This is a genomic window from Mycobacterium sp. E136 (genome assembly GCF_001666865.1).
Classification (GTDB): Bacteria; Actinomycetota; Actinomycetes; order Mycobacteriales; family Mycobacteriaceae; genus Mycobacterium.
This window is the reverse complement of record NZ_LZJE01000203.1, coordinates 23,075-29,074: the sequence shown is the minus strand read 5'-3', so window position 1 is coordinate 29,074 and position 6,000 is coordinate 23,075. Positions and strand designations below refer to the sequence as shown.

Below are 6,000 nucleotides of genomic sequence, written 5' to 3'. Positions count from 1 at the left end.
GGTGACCGCGCCCCGCCACATAACCCTGCGTCACGAGATCCCCGATCAGCACCCGCGCCCCGCCGAGCGGCAACGACAACTTCGCGGCGATCTCGGCGACCGACGGGTGATTGACGCCCATCGCCAGGATCTGCCCGCGCACGTCGTTGCCGCTCGGCGTGGCGCGGGTGCTGATCGGGGATCTCGTGACGCAGGGTTATGTGGCGGTGCGCGGCGCGCTGGGCGAGTCGAGCACCGTCGACGAGAGACGTGAGTTGATAGGAAGGACACTGCGTGGCCTCAAGGCACTCTGAGGAGCGCTCATCCGCAACAGGGTCTTCGCGCGAGCGCTCATCCGCAACGAAGATCGTCATCTCCGGCGGCTTCGGCGCCGGCAAGACGACGTTCGTCGGCGCGGTCTCCGAGATCATGCCGCTGCGGACCGAGGCCCTGGTCACTACTGCGTCGGCGGGCGTCGACGGCCTGGAGGCCACACCGCAGAAGAACACCACGACGGTCGCGATGGACTTCGGCCGCATCACCTTGGCCGACGACCTGGTGTTGTACCTGTTCGGCACGCCCGGGCAGCGTCGGTTCTGGTTCATGTGGGACGACCTCGTCAGCGGGGCGATCGGGGCGATCGTGCTGGTCGACGTGCGTCGCCTGCAGGACAGCTTCGCCGCGGTCGACTTCTTTGAGGCGCGTGAACTGCCGTTCCTGATCGCGATCAACCAATTCGACGGTGCGCCAAGGCATCCGGTGTCAGCCGTGCGTAAGGCGCTGGCGTTGGCCGAGCACATCCCGGTGATCACCGTCGACGCGCGCGACCGTCAGTCCGCCAAGGCCGCGTTGATCGCGATCACCGAGTACGCGCTCGTCAGCCTGCCTGGTTGATCGAGTGCCTCCCGACGAAACAATCTGGAGCGACGAGGAATTCACCGGCCGCGACTTTCGCGACGACGACCTCAGCCGGTTGCGCACCGAACGCGTCGTGTTCGACGAATGCGACTTCCGCGGCGTCGACCTCACCGAATCCGAACACGCCGGCAGTGCTTTCCGTAACTGCCGGTTCGAACGGGCGACGCTGCACCACAGCACGTTTCGGCAGTGCAGCATGCTGGGATCGGTGTTCACCGGCGCCCGGCTACGGCCGCTGACGCTCGTCGACGTCGACCTGACACTCGCCGTCCTGGGCGGCTGTGACCTGCGCGGCGTGGACCTCGCCGGATGCCGGATGCGCGAGGCCAGCCTGGTCGACGCCGATCTGCGCAAGGCGGTGCTGCGCGGCGCGGATCTGGCCGGCGCGCGGGTGCAGAACCTCCGGTTGGACGACGCGGACTTGCGCGGTGCGCGAACCGATGCGTCGCTGTGGACCACCGCGAGCGTCAAAGGCGTGAAGATCGCCGTCGACCAGGCGCTGGCCTACGCCGCCGCCCACGGCCTGAACATCCACGGGGAATAAGCACCGCGCACACGGGTTTCGTAGTGCATGAGTGCCGTCAGCCAGAGCGGCTTCCACGAAGGTGAACTCGCCGTGCAGGCGCGCGCGGGCGTGATGGCACAGGCCGCGCGGCTGGGCAAGGGCATGCTGGCCCCGCCCGACCTCAACGGCAGCATCGGCACGTTCCTGTCCGTTCGGGAGTTCGCCGTCGTGACGGCCACGGGAGACGACGGCCGACTGTGGACGTCCCCGCTGCACGCCCGGGCCGGGTTCCTCGAGGCGCACGATCGCACGCTTCGGATAGCGGTCCGGCCGGATCCTGGGGACCCGTTGCACGGCCTCGACGCGGGCCAGCCGATCGGCATGCTGGCCATCGACTTCGCCACACGGCGACGGGTCCGGGTCAACGGCACAATCAGCGACGGCACCGCCGACGGCCTGACCGTCGACGTCGACCAGGCATTCGGCAACTGCCCGAGATACATCCAGCCGCGCGATCTTTCCCCCGCGCAACCGTCTGCGCCGCCGCACGGGTTCATCCGCTCGGACACGCTGCAACCGTCGCATGCGGCGCTCATCACCCGGGCGGACACGTTCTTCCTCGGCACCGAGCATCCGACCCGCGGCGTCGACGCGTCGCACCGCGGCGGCCCAGCGGGTTTCGTCCGGCTCGACGGTAACCGGCTTTGGTGGCCCGACTATCCGGGCAACAACATGTTCAACAGCCTGGGCAACATCGCGGTCGATCCCGCGGCGGCCGTCCTGTTCATCGACTTCACCACCGGTGCCACCGTTGCGGTCTCGGGCACCGCGGCGGTGGTGTGGCCCGATGATGATCATGACGAGGACGGGACCGATCGGGGCGTGACGTTCACCGCGGAGGCCATCGTCTCCGGCACGCTGCGCTAGCTGCTGCTCAGCCGGATCCGCCAGCGCACGAACGTCGTGTAACCGATGCAGATGAGCGCGAGCATGGCCATGTCGAACAGCCACGTGCCGGACGTGTGGTCCCAGTGCCGATCGTTGGGTGTCAGCGGGCCGGGCACCAAGCGGATGAGGTCGATGGTCGAGGCGGACGCCGCGAAACCCCAACGGGCGGGCGTGAACCAGGACATCTGATCGAGCACGATCCGGTCCGTCACCGGGATCATGCCGCCCGAGAACACCAGCTGCGACATGATCGCGACCACCAGCAGCGGCATGATCTGTTCGTTGGATCTGGCCAACGCCGAGAGCGCCAACCCGACCATCGCCGCGGCCACCGTCGTCACCGCGATGTCGACGAACAACTCGATGCTGCGGTTGCCGAGCAGCGAACCGCTGTCCACCGCGCCGGGGCCCCAGCCCTTGCCGATGATCGCGATCACCGTGACGATCGCCGACTGCACGATCGCGAACAGCGTGAACACGAACACCTTCGCCAAAAGGTATGCGGTCGTGGACAATCCGACGGCCTGTTCGCGACGGAAGATCGCCCGCTCGCCGATCAGCGCCCGGATCGTCAGCGCCGTGCCCATGAAGATGGCGCCGACGTTGAGCATGACCAGGATCTGACCCGGCTCGTTGGGTGCGGCACCGCCCTGCATCGCGGGCACCGGGACACCGAACCCGACGTCACCGGGCACCGAGAGCGACAGCACGCCCATGATGAACGGCAGCAGCATCAGGAACGCGAAGTAGCCGCGATCAGAGATCACCAGCCGCACCTGGCGGCGCGCGATCGTCGAGAACTGTCGACGCACGCTGGTGCTGGTGGGGCTGCCCAGATCGGACGGCTCCTCGGTCGGTGGCGCAGGCGGTGGTGGCCCGTGCTGGGACAGGAAGCGCTGATTGGCCGCGTCGGGATCGCTGGCCACGCTGCTGAAGATGTCGGCCCAGTTGGTCGTGCCCATCGACGGACCGATCTGGCTGGGCGGGCCGTAGAACGCGGTCTTGCCGCCCGGCGCCAGCAGGAGCACCTGGTCGCAGACGTCGAGGTAGGTCAGCGAGTGCGTGACGACCAGCACGACGCGGCCGGCGTCGGCCAACTGCCGCAGCATCGTCATGACCTGGCGGTCCAGCGCAGGATCCAGGCCCGACGTCGGCTCGTCGAGGATCAGCAACGACGGGCCCGTCAGCAGTTCGAGCGCCACCGAAGCCCGCTTGCGTTGGCCGCCGGAGAGCTTGTCGACGCGGGTCTCCAGATGCTTGGTCATCTCGAGTTCTTCGAGCACCTGCATGACGACCTGTTCGCGGTCCGCCTTCGTGGTGTCCGGCGGCAGGCGAAGTTCCGCGGCGTACATCAGCGCCTGGCGCACCGTCAGCTGACCGTGGACGACGTCGTCCTGGGGCACCATCCCGATTCTCGAGCGCAGCGAGGCGTACTCGGCGTGCACATTGTGACCCTCGAAGGTCACCGTGCCCGTCGTCGGATGGGTGTAGCCCGCGACCAACCGCGCGAACGTGGACTTGCCCGCACCCGACGGCCCGATCACGGCGGTCAAAGTGCCGGGGCGCGCCGCGATCGAGATGTTGTCGAGCAGCGTCTTGTTGTTCTCGATGGTCCACGTGACGCCGTGCACCTCGAGCCCGCCGGTGCGGGTGGCGGCCTCGGTCTCGGTGCGACGGACCAGCGTGCCGCCGGAGAAGACGAGGTCGATGTTGCCGATCGTGACCGTGTCGCCCTCACGGAGCAGCGCCGACTCGACGCGCGCACCGTTGACGAACGTGCCGTTGATGCTGCGGTTGTCGACGATCTCGGTTCCGCCGGCCGTCGGCAACAGGGTTGCGTGGTGGCGCGAGGCCAGCACGTCGGGCACGACGATGTCGTTGTCGGTGGCTCGCCCGATCTTGACAGCGCCGGGCACGTTGTCCGCGGGCCGGCTTCCCGGCCGCAGGATCTTGAGCATGCTCGTGGCGAGGTTGCCGTCGCTGGAGCGAGGCGCGGCGGTCGGGCCCATCATCGTCGCCGACTCGAGCGCAGGTGAGGAGATCGGTTGGCGCGCGGGCTGCTGCGGGCTCGTATACGCCGCCGGGGGCGGCGTGCTCGGATACCGCGGCGGGGGAGGCGCGCTCGGATACGTCGGCTGCGGACGCGACTGACCCGGCGGCGGTCCGTACGGCCGCCCGGTGTGGGGCCCCGAAACCTGCCTCTGGTTGGCGATCGGGACCGCGACCGTCGGTGTGCGGCCCACTGCACCCTGGTGGCGACCGACCTCGAATGTCAGCCGCGGACCGTCGGGATTGCCGATGTTGACGGTCTGGCCGTCGGAGATGTCGACCGCGGGGACGCGGCGGTTGTTGACGAACATCCCGTTGAGGCTGCCGTTGTCGATCGCGACCCAGCGGCCCTGATCGAAGCGCAACACCAGATGCGCACGCGAGATCAGGGGGTGGGCGATACGTACGTCGGCGCGGAGGTCACGGCCGACGACGACGTCATTTCCCGCCGCGAAGGTCCGGGTCGATCCGTCGTACCGAACGGTCAGCGCGGGTGGGGCGGGTCGGCTCATCGACGCCAACTCTAACGGTAGGCACGTCGGAGGCAGAGGTCCGACCACGCGGTCACGGCACGGGAATGTTCCACCTTGCGGTGTCGGTGATCTGATGCAGCGCCGCGATCTGGTCCTCGCGCGTGGTGATGACGTGTGCGAACGCTGCGTCGACGGTGGTACGACCGTCGCGGGCGGGGCCCCAGTACCGGCCGATGACCACGACGCGATCGTCGTCGACCGCCAGATACTCGGCTGGGTCGACGTGCATGTCGTACAGCGTGCCGATGCGGCCCCAGACCCCGGCGATCATGTCGGCCGGACCGCGATGCCGTCCGCCGACCCCGTGGGGCATGCCGGCGCTGACGGTGCCGACGAAATCGTCGGTCAGCAGCCGGAAGAGCGCTGGGCCGTCGGCACCTGCGAGCGCGCCGTAGAACCGCCGGGCGATGTCGATGGAAGTGGACACGGCTACCTCCTTGTGTATTAGAGAGTAGTCTCTACTATAGGCTGTGGCAATGCCGAGGCCCGCGCGCTTCAGCGCCGACGATCTCCTGGACGCCGCCGCGGCACTGCTCGCCGAGCAGGGCCCCGCCGCGGTGACCGTGTCCGCGGTGGCGCGCGCCGCGGGGGCGCCGAGCGGGTCGATGTATCACCGGTTTTCGGGTCGGGCGGCACTGTGCGGCGAACTGTGGATGCGCACCGAGGAGCGTTTCGGTGAAGGATTCGCGGCGGCGCTGACCGGTACGGGCGGCCCACGCGCGCGTTGTGTCGCGGGCGCCCGTCACACCGTCCAATGGTGTCGCGACCACCGCACCGAGGCCGCGGTTCTGCTCGCGGGTGCCGATGCGCTGTGTGCCGCCGAGTGGCCGCCCGAGTTGCACGACAGGAGGCGCCGCCTGCGCAGGCGCTTGCGGCGCCTGCTGTCCGGACTGCACGCCGACGGCGACCGGGTGAACGCCGCGGTGATCGACATCCCCTATGCCGTCGTGCGTCGACACCTGCTGGCGGGGACGGCGATTCCGGCGAGCGCGGAGGCGATCGTCACCGAGTGCGCCGAGGCCCTCATACCTGGCGACTGACGAAAGTTTGCCGGTCATCCGGCGAGTC

The 6,000-nt window shown here is 68.8% G+C and carries 7 protein-coding genes and 1 pseudogene; 5 read left to right on the top strand and 3 right to left on the bottom strand.

Translation table 11 applies throughout. From position 1 onward, the window contains the following. Window positions 1–121, bottom strand: a 121-nt coding sequence (locus A5698_RS27985; protein WP_502688921.1) for a DUF742 domain-containing protein, incomplete at its 3' end; no start/stop codon positions are given. A 16-nt stretch (window positions 122–137) separates the two neighbouring features. On the opposite strand from A5698_RS27985, the pseudogene A5698_RS13390 reads away from it, so the two are divergent. From A5698_RS13390 to A5698_RS13375, 4 genes and pseudogenes are all read left to right on the top strand, one after another. Continuing rightward, window positions 138–293, top strand: a pseudogene (locus tag A5698_RS13390) (DUF742 domain-containing protein); the annotation flags it as partial. After that, window positions 274–873, top strand: a complete 600-nt coding sequence (locus A5698_RS13385) for a GTP-binding protein (RefSeq protein ID WP_068297427.1) — start codon at window positions 274–276, stop codon at window positions 871–873. The pseudogene A5698_RS13390 and the gene A5698_RS13385, both read left to right, overlap by 20 nt. A 4-nt stretch (window positions 874–877) precedes the next feature. Then, window positions 878–1,441, top strand: coding sequence for a pentapeptide repeat-containing protein (locus A5698_RS13380; RefSeq protein WP_068297424.1), 564 nt, complete (start codon window positions 878–880; stop codon window positions 1,439–1,441). 27 nt (window positions 1,442–1,468) lie between these two features. After that, the gene (locus A5698_RS13375; protein WP_068297421.1) at window positions 1,469–2,329 is read left to right on the top strand and encodes a pyridoxamine 5'-phosphate oxidase family protein; all 861 of its coding nucleotides are present in this window, start codon (window positions 1,469–1,471) and stop codon (window positions 2,327–2,329) included. On the opposite strand, the gene A5698_RS13370 is transcribed toward A5698_RS13375, so the two are convergent. Together A5698_RS13370 and A5698_RS13365 are read right to left on the bottom strand one after the other, a co-directional pair. Further along, a complete protein-coding gene (locus A5698_RS13370) occupies window positions 2,326–4,911 on the bottom strand; it encodes an FHA domain-containing protein (protein ID WP_068297418.1) in 2,586 nt (861 codons plus the stop codon). The genes A5698_RS13375 and A5698_RS13370 overlap by 4 nt on opposite strands. A gap of 52 nt (window positions 4,912–4,963) precedes the next feature. After that, complete coding sequence (locus A5698_RS13365) at window positions 4,964–5,359, bottom strand: nuclear transport factor 2 family protein (protein ID WP_068297415.1); 396 nt, start codon at window positions 5,357–5,359, stop codon at window positions 4,964–4,966. 49 nt (window positions 5,360–5,408) lie between these two features. On the opposite strand from A5698_RS13365, the gene A5698_RS13360 reads away from it, so the two are divergent. Beyond that, complete coding sequence (locus tag A5698_RS13360; protein WP_068297412.1) at window positions 5,409–5,972, top strand: TetR/AcrR family transcriptional regulator; 564 nt, start codon at window positions 5,409–5,411, stop codon at window positions 5,970–5,972. Window positions 5,973–6,000 lie beyond the last annotated feature (28 nt).

Coding starts and splice junctions, on each gene's coding strand:
- A5698_RS13375 (WP_068297421.1), top strand. CDS start 1,469: ATGAGTGCCGTCAGCCAGAGCGGCTTCCACGAAGGTGAACTCGCCGTG.
- A5698_RS13370 (WP_068297418.1), bottom strand. CDS start 4,911: ATGAGCCGACCCGCCCCACCCGCGCTGACCGTTCGGTACGACGGATCG.
- A5698_RS13360 (WP_068297412.1), top strand. CDS start 5,409: ATGCCGAGGCCCGCGCGCTTCAGCGCCGACGATCTCCTGGACGCCGCC.